Below are 14,314 nucleotides of genomic sequence, written 5' to 3'. Positions count from 1 at the left end.
GTTCCTCACAAACGCGGCACGGAAAGCGCGCCGTCGACATCGATGACCGAGCCGGTCGAAAAGCCGAATTTTCCGGAGGCAAGGGCGGCCACCACCGCGCCGATGTCGGCGGCTTCGCCCCAGCGTTTCGCCGGCACCAGGCCGCCCTCGATCAGCGCGTCATATTTGGCGGAAACGCCGGCAGTCATGTCGGTGCGGATGATACCCGGCCGCACCTCGAACACACCGATATTCTCGGCAGCGAGCCGCAGCGCCAGGTTCTTCACCCACATCGAAAGGCCGGCCTTGGAGATGCAGTAGTCAGCGCGCTCAGGCGAAGCCATCGCGGCGCTGACCGAGGTGATGGTGATGATTGATCTGGCGACCGCGGCCGGGTTCGCGAGCATTGCCTTGGCGACGGCCTGGCTGAGGAACACCGTGCCGCGCAGGTTGATGTCCAGCGCGCGGTCGAAATTCTCCGGCTTCAGTTCCAATAGGTCGCCGCGCACCACGGCGCCGACGCCGGCGTTGTTGACCAGGCAATCGATGCGGCCGAAGGTGCGCATGGCGGCTTCAACGAGCGGCGCGTGGCCGGCGAGATCGGCGATATCGCATTGGGCGTAGGCGAATTTCGCGCCGCGCGCGGTGATGTTGGAGGCGAGGCTATCGTCTTGTCTCCCGGCGAGATCGGCGATGAGGATGTCGAATCCTGCATCGGCCAGTGCCTCTGCACAAGCGAGCCCAATGCCGCGCGCGCCGCCGGTGATGATGGCCGCCGGGCGGGTCATAGGAGACTAGCCCTGTGAATGTCAGCGCTGCCCCTCATCGCCCTGCCGGGCACTTCTCCCCGTATAGTGACGGGGAGAAGGAAGCCTTCGCCGTCGGCTTCGCCAATCGCCAAAGAAGCGCCGAGGTTGCGGCCAGCCACCTTCTCCCCGTTTACGGGGAGAAGGTGCCGGCAGGCGGATGAGGGGCGGCGCAAACCTATCATGTCGCGAGCTCCGTCTTGCGAAGGTAGTCAGCTACGCGCAGCGCCTGCGCCGCGATCGACAGCGCCGGGTTGACCGCGGCGGATGTCGGCAGGAAGCCGCCGTCGACGACGAACAGGTTGCGGTGGTCGTAGGCGCGGCAGAACGGATCAAGCGGCGACGTGGCCGGATCGTTGCCCATCCTCACCGTTCCGCACTGGTGCGAGGGCGTGCGCTTGTCGAAGGGGCGCGACAGCACGATCGGGTAACCGCAGGCGCGGAAATTCTCGCGCATCACCTTGGTCAAGCCTTCGAGCGACTGCATGTTGGAGCGGCGCCACTGCATGACGATCCCCTTGCCGTCGACCATGATGCGACTTTCGGGATCGGGCAAATCCTCGCACATCAGGTACCAGTCGACGGCATGGCCGGCCATGAAATCGAGCGCCAATTTCGGCACCCGCTTCACATTGGCCTTCAGCATGTTGCCGTCGATCTTGCCGAGCAGTTGCACATTGCCGAGCGGCTTGCCGCCCTTGCCGTCCGACAAATAGTAATCGTTGAGCATCAGCGTCTTCTGGTAGACGGCATCGTTGCGGCGGCGTGGATCGATCGCCAGCATGGCGCTCGAATTGTGGTTCATGAAATTGCGGCCAACCTGGTCGGAGCTGTTGGCGAGACCCTTGCCTGTCGCGGATGGCGAGCGCAGCAGGATGACGGCGGAATTGACGGCACCTGCCGACAGAATGACGAGCTTCGGCGACAGCGTCTTTTGCGCGCCGTTCTGAGTGTAGTGGATGACGGCAATCGTCTTGCCGTCCGGCGCGGTCTCCAGCCAGTCGACATGGGCGCCGGTTTCGAGCCGGATATTCTGGTCCTTCAGCGCTTCGGTCAGCGGGCCAGTCTGGGCGTCGATCTTACCCTGGCCGGTGTTCGGGAACGCGTCCCAGCCGGTCCTGCCCTCCTTCAGCCAGGCCTCGATGTCGACGCCGAGCGGCAGCGAGGCGGGGTGCAGGCCGAGGCCCGTCAGTTCGGCGCGGGCGCGCGCGATCGGCGGCTCGTCGGGCACCGGCTTGAAGGCGTAGGGAAGCGAATGGAACGGCTCGGTCGGGTCCTCGCCGAGCGTGCCGCGCACGCGAAACAGCTGCTCGGCCTTCGAGTACCAGGGCTCGAACTCGTCATAAGAAAACGGCCAGGCCGGCGAGACGCCGCCGAAATGCTCGAGCTCGGAGAAATCCTCCTTGCGGTAGCGGATCAGCACCGCGCCGAAGAATTTCGAATTGCCGCCGACATAATAATAGTTGCCGGGGTTGAAGGCCGAGCCGCCGGCCTCGCGCCACATCTCCTTCGGCCGGTAATGCTCGTCGACAAAGATCGAGCGCGTCGAGCGCGCATGCGGCGTCGCGGGCAGCGGCTCGCCGCGCTCCAGGATCAGGATCGAGGCGCCGCTGCCGGCCAAGCCGGAGGCGATCGTGGCGCCGCCAATGCCGGAGCCGATGATGACGATATCCGGGTTTGTCATAGCTTTTAAAGGATGCGCTTCTCGGTCGCCGGGTCGAAGAACACCGCCTTGCTCAGGTTGAAAGCAAGCGGCGTGCTGGTGCCAGGCTGGATCCTCGCATCGGCCCTGAGCCGCGCCACGACGCCCTTGCCGCCGAGATTGGTGACGGCGAAGGTGTCGGAGCCGGCCGGTTCGACCACCTCGATGTGGCAGTCGGCGGTGGCGATGTTGGAGCCGTTGCGCTCGGCACCCTCCGGGTCGGTCAACGCTTCGGGGCGAACGCCGAAGATGACCTGCTTGTCCTTGAAGGCCGACAGTCCGGCCGGCGCGCCGGGCATGGGCAGCACGATCGGTTGGCGCGACTCGCGATCGAGCACCACCGAGACTCCATTGCCATTGCCGTCGATCTTGGCCGGGATCAGGTTCATCGCCGGCGAGCCCATGAAGTCGGCGACGAAGATATTGGTCGGGTTGTTGTAGATCTCCGCCGGCGTGCCGAACTGCTGCACCTCGCCGTCGCGCATGACGGCGATCTTGGTCGCCAGCGTCATCGCCTCGATCTGGTCGTGGGTGACGTAGACGATCGTCGTGCCGGTGGTGGCATGCAGGCGCTTGATTTCGATGCGCATGTCGACGCGCAGCTTGGCGTCGAGATTGGAGAGCGGCTCGTCGAACAGGAAGAGTTTCGGGTCGCGCACCAGCGCCCGGCCCATGGCGACGCGCTGGCGCTGGCCACCGGAAAGCTGGCTCGGCTTGCGCTGCAGCAGATGGCCGATCTGCAGGATCTTGGCGACCTTGTCGATCGCCGCCTGGCGTTCCGCCGCCGGAACGCCGCGCATCTCCATGCCGAAGGCGATGTTCCCGGCCACGGTCATATTGGGATAGAGCGCGTAGCTCTGGAACACCATGGCGATATCGCGCTTCGAAGGATGCAGGTCGTTGATCGCCCGGCCCTCGACGCGGATCTCGCCCTCGGTGATGTTTTCAAGGCCGGCGATGGTGTTGAGCAGCGTGGACTTGCCGCAGCCGGACGGACCGACGAGCACCAGGAAGCCGCCCTTTTCGAGCTCGACATTGATGCCCTTCAGGATCTCGACATTCCCGAAGCGCTTCTTCAGCCCATCAATTTCCAGAAAAGCCATGGTCGTTCCTTCCGAATGTGGTCAGCCCTTGACCGCGCCAGCCATCAGCCCGCGCACGAAATAGCGGCCGGCAACGACATAGACGATCAGGGTGGGGAGCGCGGCGATCATCGCCGCGGCCATGTTGACGTTGTATTCGACGACGCCGGTCGAGGTGTTCACGACATTGTTCAGCGCCACCGTCATCGGCATCACGTCGCCGGTGCCGGCATAGGCGGAGGCGAACAGGAAGTCATTCCAGATGTTGGTGAACTGGTAGATGACGGTGACGACGAAGATCGGCATCGAGTTCGGCAGCATGATGCGGCGGAAAATCTGGAAGAAGGAAGCGCCGTCGACCTGCGCCGCCTTGATCAGTTCGGTGGGGAAGGCCTCGTAATAGTTGCGGAAGAACAGCGTGGTGAAACCGAGGCCATAGACCACATGGACGAAGACCAGGTTCACCGTCGAATTGCCGAGGCCGAAGTTGAAGCCGGTGGCGTTCTGCAGCGTGACGCCGAAGCGGCCGATGCTGCCGAGGATGGTCGCCATCGGCAAAAGCACCGATTGGAACGGGATGAAGCAGGCGAACAGCATCATGGCGAAGACCAGCGTGTGGCCACGGAAGCGCCATTTGGTCAGCACATAGCCGTTGAGCGCGCCGAGCAGCGTCGAGATCAGCACCGCCGGCACCACCATCTTGATGGAGTTCCAGAAGTAGCCCTTGATGCCGGCGCAGGTGAGACCGACGCAGGTCTGGCCCCAGGCCTTGAACCACGGTTCGATCGTCGGCGACTGCGGCAGCGCCAGCATGTTGCCGTTCTGGATCTCGTCCATGGTCTTGAACGAGGTGACCAGCATGACGAAGAGCGGCATCAGGTAGAAGATCGCGAAAAGCGCGAGCAGGCCGTAGATGACGATGCGGTTGATGGTCCTGGCGCTGGCGCCGCTCGAGGCCGGACGGGCAGGTGAGGTGACGGCGCTCATCGCGGCTTCTCCCTGAGCTCGGAATAGAGATAAGGCACGATGATCGCGGTCAGCGTCATCAGCATGATCACGGCGCTTGCCGAGCCGACCGCCATCTCGTTGCGCTTGAAGGTGAACTCATACATGAAGTTCGACGGCAGCCAGGCCGAGCCGCCGGGGCCGCCGCTGGTCAGCGCCACGACCAGGTCGTAGGACTTGATGGCGAGGTGCGCGAGCACGATGAAGGCCGACAGGAAGACGGGCCGCAGAAGCGGAATGACGATGCGGCGGTAGAGCTGGAAAGTGGAAGCCCCGTCGATCTGCGCCGCCTTCATGATCTCGCCGTCGATGCCGCGCAGGCCGGCCAGGAACATCGCCATGATGAAGCCCGAAGCCTGCCAGACGCCGGCGATCACCACCGTATAGATGACGAAATCCTTGTTCTTGATCCAGTCGAAGTGGAAGCTCGTCCAGCCCCATTGATGCAGCGTCTGCTCGAGGCCGAGGCCAGGGTCGAGGAACCATTTCCAGGCAACGCCGGTGACGATGAAGGAGAGCGCCATCGGGTAGAGGTAGATCGGGCGCAGCACGCCTTCGCCGCGGATCTTCTGGTCGAGCAGGATGGCCAGGAACAGGCCGAGCGCCAGGCAGATGGCGATGTAGAGGAAGCCGAAAATGCCCATGTTGGTGATCGAAGTGTACCAGCTCGAAGGCGGGTCGCTCTCGAAGGTCCAGCGCCACAGCCGCTGATAGGCGCGGGCGCCGGTGATGTCATAGGACGGGAAGGTCTTGGAATTGGTGAAGGACAGGTAGATCGTCCAGAGGATGAAGCCATAGACGAAGACGATCGTCGCCGCGAAGCTCGGCGCCAGAACGATCTTCGGCAGCAGATCCTGCAGCCGCGACCGGACCGACGCGCCGGGGCGGGCGTCATGCTCCGGTGTCAGCTTGATCTGGGTTTCGGCAACTGTGCTCATCGGCTCATCCAGTACCGGTTGGCGGGAGCAGGCCGGCGCGCCATGCACGCCAGGAAGCAATCCCGGATATTGTCTCGACAGGAGACCTCCCCCGCCGAAGCGGGGGAGAGCCAATCTATGCCAAAAGGCCTTACTTGGCGTCGTCGATAGCCTTGACCAGCTCGGTCACGGCCTCGTCCGAGGTCTTGATCTGACCATGGACGAACTTCGACACGACGTCCTTGTAGGCGTTGGCGACGGCCGGCGGGGCGCCATAGCCCTGAGCCAGCGAGCCGAACAGCGTGCCGCCTTCATTGGCCTTCTTCAGGTCGGCGATGCCCTTCTTGCCGCAAGCGTCGAAGTCGGTGTCCGGCACGTCGGTGCGGGCCGGGACCGAACCCTTCACCACGTTGAAGGCCGACTGGAAGCTCTTCGACAAGGTGGCGGTGGCAAGCGCCACCTGGGCGGCCTTGCGGTCGTCCGGAACGTTGAACATGCCGAACATGTCGGAGTTGTAGATCACGGAGCCGTCGGTGCCCGGGAAGCGGTAGCAGAGGAAGTCGGTGCCCGGGGTCTTGTTGGCGGCGTGGAACTCGCCCTTGGCCCAGTCGCCCATGACCTGAACCAGCGCGTCGCCCTTGATGACCATGGCGGTGGCGAGATTCCAGTCGCGGCCCGAGAAGTTCGGGTCGACATAGGTGACGAGCTTGGCGAGGTTGTCGAACGACTTCTTCATCGTGTCGGACTTGAGCGAGGCCTCATCGAGGTCGTTCATCGCCTTCTTGTAGAATTCGGGTCCGCCGGTCGAGAGCACGACGGAGTCGAACATGGTGGCTTCCTGCCAGTTCTGGCCGCCCAGAGCGAGCGGGGTGACGCCGGCAGCCTTGGCCTTGTCGAGCAATGCCACGAAGTCGTCGAAGGTCTTCGGCTCGGTGCCGCCGATCTTGTCCATCACCGCCTTGTTGATCCACAGCCAGTTGACGGAGTGGACGTTGACCGGAGCGGCAACCCACTTGCCGTCATAGACCGAGAACTTCTGCAGGGCGGCCGGAACCGACTTGTCCCAGCCTTCCTTCTTGGCGGTCTCGGTCAGGTCGCCCATGACGCCGGCGGCGGCATAGTCGAGCACGGTGTAGCCGAGCATCTGCGAGGCGGTCGGATAGTTGCCGGCCGCGACCATGGCCTTCAGCGCGGTCATGGCGGCGTCGCCGCCGCCGCCAGCCACCGGCACGTCCTTCCAGGCATAGCCTTCCTTGGCCAGATCCTGCTTCAGCACGTTCAGAGCAGCCGCTTCGCCGCCCGACGTCCACCAATGCAGCATCTGCACTTCCTTGACGTCCGCGGCATGCGCCGAGAACGCAAAGCTCGTCGCAAGAGCCGTTCCGATAAGCAGTTTGCGCAACATGTACTACCTCCCTTGTTGCATGCACATAACCGGCGGGTGTCCGCCGGGGTCTCCCAACTCAGCCGACCCACCATCCGGTGCGCTGGCCGCGATGAAACTGGATCGTCTTTTCTTCGGTATAATCCTCGACGGCGCGTTTGCCGAGTTCGCGTCCGAGACCGGACTGCTTGTAACCCCCGAAAGGCAGCTCGGGGTAACCTTCCATGAACGTGTTCACCCAAACCGTCCCCGAACGCACACCGCGCGCCACCGACATGCAGGTGTCGATGCTGGCGCTCCACACCCCTGCGGACAAACCATAGGGCGTGTTGTTGGCAATGCGCAATGCCTTTTCAATCGTTTCAAAAGTGAGCACGGACAGCACTGGCCCGAACACTTCCTCACGCGCGATCGCCATATCCTCGGTAACGTTGCGGATGATGGTCGGATCGAGATATTGGCCGGCATTGGAAGCAAGCTGTGCGCCGCCGGCGAAAACATTGCCGCCGTCGGTTTTCGCCGCCGCAACATAGCCGGCTACCTTTGCCGTGTGGCCGGCGGAGATCATGGCGCCGACCTTGGTGCGGTCGTCGAGCGGATCGCCGACGCGGACCTTCTCAGCCAGTGCTTTCACCGCGGCCAGGAAATCGTCGGCGATCGCCGCATGCACGATCAGCCGGCTGCCGGCATTGCAGCATTCGCCTGCATTGAAGAAGCCGCCGAACACCGCGGCATCCGCCGCAGCCTCGAGGTCGGCGTCGGGGAAGACGATCTGCCCGTTCTTGCCGCCGAGTTCCATCGACACCTTCTTCAGCGAATCCGAAGCGGCGGCCATGGTCATCTTGCCGACGCGGGTCGAACCGGTGAAGGACACCATCTCGACCAGCGGATGGCTGACCATCGGCGCGCCGACATCGGCGCCGAAGCCGGCGAGGATGTTGACGACGCCCGCCGGTAGCCCGGCTTCGAGCAGGATGTCGCCAAGCACGAAGGTCGAGGCCGATGTCATCTCGCTCGGCTTCACCACCGCGGTGCAGCCGGCGGCGAGCGCGAAGGGCAGCTTCTGGCTGATGATCAGGAAGGGGAAGTTCCACGGCGTGATGAGCGAGACGACGCCGACCGGCTCGCGCAGCACCACGCCCAGCATGGAATCGCCGAGATTGGCGTAGCTCTCGCCATGCAGCGTGCGGGCAAGCGAGGCGGCGTAGCGCCAGATGTCGACGGCGCCGCCGATCTCGCCGCGCGCCTGGGCGATCGGCTTGCCGGATTCCAGCGCGTCGAGGCGGGCGATCTCTTCCAGGCGGCTTTCGATCAGGTCGGCGGCCTTGAGCAGCACGGAAGCGCGCTCGGCGGCCTTCATGCGCGGCCATGGGCCGGTCTCGAAAGCCTTGTGCGCGGCCTGCACGGCGGCCTCGACTTCAGCCGCACCTGCCTGGGCATAGCGCGAGACGATAAAGCCGTGGCCGGGGCTGGCGCGCTCGATTGTGCGGCCGTCACGGGCGTCGACATGCTTGCCGTCGATCAGCAGCTTATAGGCCTTCGGCGCCCGGGAGGCCTCGGCCGGCATGGCAATGTTGAGCGGTGCGTTCATCATTTCTTCTCTAGGATCTCGAAAAGGCCGGCTTCTGCTTGGCCTTGAAGGCGCCGACGCCGGTCTTCAGGTCGGCGGTGAACGCGATGAAGCCGCTGGCCAGCGCCTCGGTCGCGGCGGCGTCTTCCTCACCTTCGGCAACGCCGATCATCAGCTTGGCGGCCTCGGTCGCCAGTGGGCCGCGCTCGGCGATCTTTTCGGCCCAGGCTTTGGCTTCGTCGAAAGCCTTGCCGGTTTCGGCCAGACGGTCGACGATGCCGTGCGCGAGCGCGTCGGCCGCCAGGAAAATCTCGCCGCCAATCGCCATACGGCGCACGATCTGTGCACCGAAGCGGCGCACGGCGCGCTGCGTGCCGGACCAGCCCGGAACGACGCCGATCGAGGTTTCGGGAAAGCCGAGTTTCACCTGCGTTTCGGCGACGCGGAAATCGCAGGCCGCAGCGAGTTCCAGCCCGCCGCCGAGCGCGTGGCCGGAGAGCACCGCGATGGTCGGTTGCCTGAGCCGCGCCAGCCGGTCGAAGACGCGGTGGCCGTAGCGGACCCACTGCACCTGGAAATCGGCGGCGCTCATCGCACCCCAGGCCTCGACGTCGCCGCCGGCGCAAAAGCCCTTGCCTTCGCCGCGGATGAGCACGACGCGCACGCCCTCGGCCAGTTCAGCTTCGTCGAGCGCCGCTTCCAGCGCGCGCAGCATCGGGATGTCGAGCGCGTTGAATTTCTCCGGCCGGCGCAGCGTGACGATGCCGATGGCGCCGTCCTGTTCGAAGGTCACGAGACGCTCAGCCATGCGCGCCTCCGAGCGAAGCGCCGCCATTGAGCGACAGGCCGATCGGCTTGTCCTGATAGAGTGCTGCCGGCGTGACCTTGAGGTCGTTGGCGATGGCAAGCGGAATCTCCGACTGTGCCAGCACGTCGCGTTCGAGGTCGATGCCGGGCGCCAGTTCGGTGACCATCAGGCCGTCGGGGGTCAGCTTCATCACGCAGCGCTCGGTGACGTAGGTGATGTCCTGCCCTTGAGCGACGGCGCGCTTTCCCGAGAAGGAGATGTGCTCGACCGCCTCGACCACCTTCTTGACCTTGCCTTCCTGGTCGATGCGGATGGCGCCATCGGCCAGCGAGAGCTTGGCGCCCGCGTTGAAGAAACCGGAGAAGACGATCTTCTTCGCCCGCGACGTGATGTCGACGAAGCCGCCGGCGCCGGCGGTGACATGCGGCCGTGCCGAAAGTTTCGAGACATTGACCGAGCCGTGCCGGTCGATCTGCAGGAAGGACAGCAGCGAAGCGTCGAAGCCGCCGGCCTGGAAATAGATGAACTGGTGCGGCGAGGGCATGATCGCCTCGGCGTTCGAGGCGCAGCCGAATTTGAAGTCGAGCAGCGGCACGCCGCCGACCGCGCCCTGCTCGATCACCCAGGTGACCTTGCCGTGCTGACCTTCCTCGAGAAGGATGCGCGGCACGTTGGCCGAGATGCCGAAGCCGATATTGACGGCCATGCCGTCGCGCAATTCCATGGCGACGCGCCGCGCGATCACCTTCTGGATGTTCATCTCCGGCGTGCGGAAGGAGGATAGCGGCCGGAATATCTCGCCCGAGATCGCCGGGTCGTAGGCGGTCTGCGTCGTCTGCAACTGGTCAGGCGCCACCACGATGTGGTCGACCAGCACGCCCGGCACGCGCACGTCATGCGGCTTCAGCGTGCCGTTCTCGACGACGCGCTTCACCTGCGCGATGACGATGCCGCCATTGTTGCGGGCGGCGAGCGCCTGCTCGAGCCCGCCGAGATAGGCGCCTTCGTGCTCATAGGTGAGGTTGCCGCGCTCGTCGGCGGTGGTGGCGCGGATGATCGAGATGTTGGGGACGATCGAGCGGAAATAGAGCCATTCCTCGCCGTCGAACTGCTCAACCGAAACGATCGGCTCGCTGGCCGCGGCGTTCATGGCGCAGCCCTGGTGGCGCGGATCGGCAAAGGTGTCGAGGCCGACCTTGGTCAGCACGCCGGGACGCTTGGCGGCGGCCTCGCGGTGCATGTCGAACAGGATGCCGGACGGCACGTTGTAGGCGGCGACGGAATTATCGCCGATCATCTTCCAGATCTGCGGCGGTTCCGAGGAAGACGGGCCGGACGGATAGGAGCCGCACAGCGTGCGCTTCAACAGGCCGGGCTTGGCGAGATGATCGATGCCCTTGATGCCGTACATGTCGCCGGCGGCGATCGGATGCAGCGTGGTGATATTCTTCGGATGGCCTTCCGCATCGAAGCGCTCGCCGATCGCGGCAAGCACGGCGTCGGGGCAGCCAAGGCCGCTCGACGACGACACCGAGATGGTCATGCCGTCCTTGATCAGGCTGGCGGCGTGGGCCGCCGAGACGAGCTTGCTCAATTCATGCTCCCGAGTTCCGGGTCGATCTTGACGACCTTGCCTGATTTGGCCGACAGCAATGCTGCTTCGGCCGAGGCCAGCGACCAGATGCCGTCCTCGCCGGTGGCGGCAGGCTGGCCTTCGCCGCGGATCGCGGCATGGAACTGGCGCAGCGAGCGGGTGTAGAGGTCCTCGCGGTCGAAGCTCAATTCTTCATCTCCGGCTGCGGTGCGCAGCAGCACCGAGCCGACCGGCTTCTGCGTCATCACATTGGCGGCGATGAGCGAGCCTTCCGATCCGTGCACCTCGAAACCGGTGCCGGCGAACTTGGTCGTGAAGCCCTCATGCGACTGGGCGATGACGCCGGACTTGAAGCGCCAGATGCACATGGCGCCATCTTCCAGGCCTGAGCCGGCCATTCCGGCCGATTGCGTGAAAGCCGAGATCTCGACCGGATCGTCGCCGAGCACGAAGCGCAGCGTGTCGGCGTCATGCACGGTGATGTCGAGCACCACGCCGCCGCCAGCCTCCGGCCTGGTGATGCGCCAGCCCTGCAGGTTTTCCGGCAGGAAGACCGAGTGGAAGACGCGCGCGGCGATCGGCTTGCCGATCCGGCCCTTAGCAATCGCCTCGCGCATGGCGCGATGCGCGCCAGCGTTGCGCAGATGATGATTGGTGCCGAAGACGATGCCGGCGGCTTTCGCGGCGGCAACCAGCTTGCGGGCGTCGGCGCTGGTCAGCGCCAGCGGCTTCTCGCACATCACATGCTTGCCGGCCTTGATCGCCGCCAAGCCCTGTTCGAGGTGCAATTCGTTGGTGGTCGAGATGTAGACGGCGTCGATGTCCGTGCTGAGCAGCGCATCGAGGGTCGATACGGCGGCAGGGATGTTATTTTCGCGGGCATAAGCCTCGGCACGCTCGGCGTTGGAGCTCATCACGGCGACGACCTCGCCATCGGCTTGCGCGCGGATGGCATTGATCATGAATTGTTTGGCGATCGTGCTGGCGCCGATCAGTCCCCATCTCACGCTCATGCCGCGTCTCCCACCTGAGTATTGCGGTCGGGGCCGCTGCTTTCCCGCACGACGAGGCTGACGGCGCCGATATGGTCCTCGGCGCGCGTGGTGCGCGACTGGATCATCTTCAGCATGACATGGGCGGCGCGCTCGCCGAGGCCCGCGGTGTCGACGGCAACGCTGGTCAGCGCCGGGCTGTAATGCTCGGCCTCGGCGACATCGTCGAAGCCGACGACGGCAAAGTCCGTTCCCGCCTCCAGGCCGCGCTTGCGCAATGCCAGCATGACACCGAAGGCGACCGCGTCGTTGAAGCAAAGCGCGGCCGTCGGCGGTTCAGGTATGGCCAGCGCCGTTTCCAGGCAGGCCATGCCGCCCTTGCGGCTGGTCTCGCCTTCGACGATCAACCGGTCAGCCGCCGGGATGCCGAGCGTTTCGCAGGCTTCGAGGAAACCGCCCAGGCGTTCCTGGTAAACGACGAGGTCGGATGAGCCGCCGAAGAAGGCGAGGCGGCGATGGCCCTTACGGATCAGATGCTCGGTGGCCAGCACGGCGCCGCGATGGTTGTCCGGCGCGATCGCCGGTATGCGGCTCTCGGGCAGCCTGCGCATGGCGAACACCACGGGCACGCCCGCCGCCTCTATGCGCCGGAAAGCGCCGGGCGTCGTGCCGCGCGCCGGCGAGACGATCAGGCCGGCGACGCCCTGCTCCATCATCGACTTCAGCACTTCTTCCTGGCGCACCGGGTTCTCAGCCGTGTTGGCGATGAAGGGCACGACGCCCGCCGCCTGGAAGACGCGCTCCATGCCGACGGCAAGCTCGGCGAAGAAGGGATTGGTGAGATCGTTGATGACCATGCCGATGACGTTGGAATGAGCCTTGCGCAGATTGGCGGCGCCGCGGTTGTAGACATAGCCGACATCCTCGATGGCCTTGCGCACCTTGACCGCGGTTTCAGGCCGGATCAGCCCGCTGCCTTGCAGCACGAGCGACACCGTCGATTTGGACACGCCGGCCTCGCGGGCAATGTCCAGGATCGTCGCCTTGGCCCGGCTGGCCATCCTCGTTCCGTCCTCCACGGTTTTGAACGAATTTATTGGAACGTTCTAATCACTGTCCGAAATCGGAGTCAATCATGATTCTAGCGAGAAGTCGAAAAATTGATTGGAGCGGTTCAAATCTTCCCACAATGCAAGGGTTTCCGCATCGCGACGCAGCAGCCGGCCGGCTCGGATTCCTTGAATCATAAAGGTTCTTGATTTATTGGAACGTTCCATTTATAGGGGCCGCAACGGGAGAGTTCGATGGACATCACCTTGCCTGCGGAAAATGGCGACCGGGTCAGCTACCGGCTCATCGGCAAACCGGTCGCGCCGACCGAAGGCGCGCGTTTTTCGCGCATCGCCTATGCTGCAGCCCATATCGTTGCCGACCCAATCGCAATGAGCAATCCATGGTCGCAGCCAGTGGTCGACTGGGACAGGACCATGGCGTTCCGACACCATCTGTGGCGCCTCGGCTTCCGCATCGCCGAGGCCATGGACACGTCCCAGCGCGGCATGGGTTTCGACTGGACGAGCGCCAGGGAACTGATCCGCCGCTCGATCGCGGAGGCCAAGATGGTGCCGGGCGCCGATCTCGCTTCAGGGGCGGGGACCGATCACCTGGCGCCGGCGGCGGCCAAGACGCTCGACGACGTCATCCATGCCTATGAAGAGCAATTCGCCTTCATCGAAGGCGAGGGCGGCAAGGCGATCATGATGGCGAGCCGCGCGCTGGCGGCGGTGGCAAAAGGGCCGGACGACTATGCCCGCGTCTACGACCGCATCCTCTCACAGGCGTCAGGCAAGGTGATCCTGCACTGGCTGGGCGACATGTTCGATCCGGCGCTCAAGGGCTATTGGGGCAGCAACGATTTCGACGCGGCGCTGGATACGGTCGTGGCCATCATCGAGCGCCATGCGAGCAAGGTCGAGGGCATAAAAATATCGCTGCTCGATGCCGGCAAGGAAGTGCTGCTGCGCGATCGCCTGCCGGAGGCGGTGATGATGTTCACCGGCGATGATTTCAACTATCCGGAGCTGATCGCCGGCGACGGCAGGAAGCATTCGCACGCGCTGCTCGGCATCTTCGACGCCATCGCGCCGGTGGCCAACGCGGCGCTGGCGAAGCTCGCCGAAGGCGATCGTGCCGGCTATGAGGCGCTGATGGCGCCGACCGTGCCGCTGTCACGAAAAATCTTCGAAGCGCCGACCGAATACTACAAGGCCGGCATCGTCTTCATGGCCTGGCTGAACGGGCATCAGGATCATTTCACCATGGTGGGCGGCATGCAGTCAGCGCGCGGCATATGCCACTATGCCGATGTTTTCCGCCTCTCCGACCAGGCTGGTCTGCTGGCCGACCCCGATCTTGCCGCCGCAAGGATGAAGACCTTGTTGGCGATGGCAGGTCTCTGAACCGATCCCCGCGCGA

The 14,314-nt window shown here is 64.6% G+C and carries 12 protein-coding genes; 1 reads left to right on the top strand and 11 read right to left on the bottom strand.

All coding sequences use genetic code 11. The annotated features are described in order from the left end of the window. Positions 1 to 5: 5 nt before the first annotated feature. From KVT37_RS10565 to KVT37_RS10515, 11 genes are all read right to left on the bottom strand, one after another. The gene (locus tag KVT37_RS10565; RefSeq protein ID WP_217572428.1) at positions 6 to 767 is read right to left on the bottom strand and encodes a 3-ketoacyl-ACP reductase; all 762 of its coding nucleotides are present in this window, start codon (positions 765 to 767) and stop codon (positions 6 to 8) included. 199 nt (positions 768 to 966) lie between these two features. Next, the gene (locus KVT37_RS10560; RefSeq protein ID WP_217572426.1) at positions 967 to 2,469 is read right to left on the bottom strand and encodes an FAD-dependent oxidoreductase; all 1,503 of its coding nucleotides are present in this window, start codon (positions 2,467 to 2,469) and stop codon (positions 967 to 969) included. A 5-nt stretch (positions 2,470 to 2,474) separates the two neighbouring features. Continuing rightward, positions 2,475 to 3,590 (bottom strand): ABC transporter ATP-binding protein, encoded by a 1,116-nt coding sequence (locus KVT37_RS10555; protein ID WP_217572425.1) that lies wholly within the window; start codon positions 3,588 to 3,590, stop codon positions 2,475 to 2,477. A 21-nt stretch (positions 3,591 to 3,611) separates the two neighbouring features. Then, complete coding sequence (locus tag KVT37_RS10550) at positions 3,612 to 4,556, bottom strand: carbohydrate ABC transporter permease (protein ID WP_217572424.1); 945 nt, start codon at positions 4,554 to 4,556, stop codon at positions 3,612 to 3,614. Next, positions 4,553 to 5,512 (bottom strand): carbohydrate ABC transporter permease, encoded by a 960-nt coding sequence (locus KVT37_RS10545; RefSeq protein WP_217572422.1) that lies wholly within the window; start codon positions 5,510 to 5,512, stop codon positions 4,553 to 4,555. The genes KVT37_RS10550 and KVT37_RS10545 overlap by 4 nt, the downstream gene beginning before the upstream one ends. Positions 5,513 to 5,642: 130 nt before the next feature. Beyond that, complete coding sequence (locus KVT37_RS10540; protein WP_217572420.1) at positions 5,643 to 6,896, bottom strand: ABC transporter substrate-binding protein; 1,254 nt, start codon at positions 6,894 to 6,896, stop codon at positions 5,643 to 5,645. A gap of 58 nt (positions 6,897 to 6,954) precedes the next feature. Next, positions 6,955 to 8,466, bottom strand: a complete 1,512-nt coding sequence (locus KVT37_RS10535) for an aldehyde dehydrogenase family protein (protein WP_217572598.1) — start codon at positions 8,464 to 8,466, stop codon at positions 6,955 to 6,957. 10 nt (positions 8,467 to 8,476) lie between these two features. Continuing rightward, a complete protein-coding gene (locus KVT37_RS10530; protein ID WP_217572418.1) occupies positions 8,477 to 9,253 on the bottom strand; it encodes an enoyl-CoA hydratase/isomerase family protein in 777 nt (258 codons plus the stop codon). Next, positions 9,246 to 10,847 carry an acyl CoA:acetate/3-ketoacid CoA transferase gene (locus tag KVT37_RS10525; RefSeq protein WP_217572416.1) on the bottom strand — a complete coding sequence of 534 codons (1,602 nt, stop codon included), beginning with the start codon at positions 10,845 to 10,847 and terminating at the stop codon, positions 9,246 to 9,248. The genes KVT37_RS10530 and KVT37_RS10525 overlap by 8 nt, the downstream gene beginning before the upstream one ends. Continuing rightward, positions 10,844 to 11,860: a Gfo/Idh/MocA family protein gene (locus KVT37_RS10520; RefSeq protein ID WP_217572414.1), complete on the bottom strand. Its 1,017-nt coding sequence runs from the start codon at positions 11,858 to 11,860 to the stop codon at positions 10,844 to 10,846. The genes KVT37_RS10525 and KVT37_RS10520 overlap by 4 nt, the downstream gene beginning before the upstream one ends. Next, entirely contained in the window at positions 11,857 to 12,900 is a 1,044-nt protein-coding gene (locus KVT37_RS10515; RefSeq protein WP_217572412.1) for a LacI family DNA-binding transcriptional regulator, read from the bottom strand. The genes KVT37_RS10520 and KVT37_RS10515 overlap by 4 nt, the downstream gene beginning before the upstream one ends. Positions 12,901 to 13,143: 243 nt before the next feature. Here KVT37_RS10515 and KVT37_RS10510 point away from each other — a divergent pair, with 243 nt between their 5' ends. Further along, entirely contained in the window at positions 13,144 to 14,298 is a 1,155-nt protein-coding gene (locus tag KVT37_RS10510) for a dihydrodipicolinate synthase family protein (RefSeq protein WP_217572410.1), read from the top strand. The last annotated feature ends 16 nt before the right edge of the window (positions 14,299 to 14,314 follow it).

Origin of the sequence: Mesorhizobium sp. GbtcB19, from assembly GCF_019091085.1 — a bacterium.
Lineage (GTDB): Bacteria > Pseudomonadota > Alphaproteobacteria > Rhizobiales > Rhizobiaceae > Mesorhizobium.
The sequence above is the reverse complement of the archived record's forward strand: the minus strand, read 5'-3'. Positions and strand labels throughout refer to the sequence as shown.

Bases quoted from the DNA above. Each gene is read 5' to 3' on its own strand.
- KVT37_RS10510 (WP_217572410.1), top strand. From the start codon at position 13,144: ATGGACATCACCTTGCCTGCGGAAAATGGCGACCGGGTCAGCTACCGG.
- KVT37_RS10545 (WP_217572422.1), bottom strand. From the start codon at position 5,512: ATGAGCACAGTTGCCGAAACCCAGATCAAGCTGACACCGGAGCATGAC.
- KVT37_RS10535 (WP_217572598.1), bottom strand. From the start codon at position 8,466: ATGAACGCACCGCTCAACATTGCCATGCCGGCCGAGGCCTCCCGGGCG.
- KVT37_RS10540 (WP_217572420.1), bottom strand. From the start codon at position 6,896: ATGTTGCGCAAACTGCTTATCGGAACGGCTCTTGCGACGAGCTTTGCG.
- KVT37_RS10515 (WP_217572412.1), bottom strand. From the start codon at position 12,900: ATGGCCAGCCGGGCCAAGGCGACGATCCTGGACATTGCCCGCGAGGCC.
- KVT37_RS10555 (WP_217572425.1), bottom strand. From the start codon at position 3,590: ATGGCTTTTCTGGAAATTGATGGGCTGAAGAAGCGCTTCGGGAATGTC.
- KVT37_RS10530 (WP_217572418.1), bottom strand. From the start codon at position 9,253: ATGGCTGAGCGTCTCGTGACCTTCGAACAGGACGGCGCCATCGGCATC.
- KVT37_RS10565 (WP_217572428.1), bottom strand. From the start codon at position 767: ATGACCCGCCCGGCGGCCATCATCACCGGCGGCGCGCGCGGCATTGGG.
- KVT37_RS10520 (WP_217572414.1), bottom strand. From the start codon at position 11,860: ATGAGCGTGAGATGGGGACTGATCGGCGCCAGCACGATCGCCAAACAA.
- KVT37_RS10560 (WP_217572426.1), bottom strand. From the start codon at position 2,469: ATGACAAACCCGGATATCGTCATCATCGGCTCCGGCATTGGCGGCGCC.
- KVT37_RS10550 (WP_217572424.1), bottom strand. From the start codon at position 4,556: ATGAGCGCCGTCACCTCACCTGCCCGTCCGGCCTCGAGCGGCGCCAGC.